At 60.7% G+C, this 244-nt stretch carries 1 protein-coding gene; it reads left to right on the forward strand.

Features of this window, described 5'->3' with window-relative positions; translation table 11 throughout:
- Nucleotide 1 precedes the first annotated feature (1 nt).
- Nucleotides 2–244, forward strand: a 243-nt coding sequence (locus KVT38_RS34030) for a DNA gyrase subunit A (protein ID WP_306795389.1), incomplete at its 3' end; no start/stop codon positions are given.

Genomic DNA, 244 nt, shown 5'->3' on the forward strand with positions numbered 1-244 from the left:
CTTGCTCGAGAACTCCTTGCCTGCGTTTTTGGAGGAGGTCGTTGGCGACCGCTACGGACGCTATTCCAAATACATCATTCAAGACCGCGCGATCCCCGACGTTCGCGCCGGATTGAAGCCGGTCCAGCGCCGGATCCTGTACGCGATGTTCGACTCCGGCACCACACCGGACAAACCGTATCGCAAATCGGCGAAGTCGGTCGGCGCCGTCATGGGCAACTATCACCCGCATGGCGCGTCTTCG

This window comes from Cohnella sp. GbtcB17 (assembly GCF_019091135.1).
GTDB lineage: Bacteria > Bacillota > Bacilli > Paenibacillales > Paenibacillaceae > Cohnella.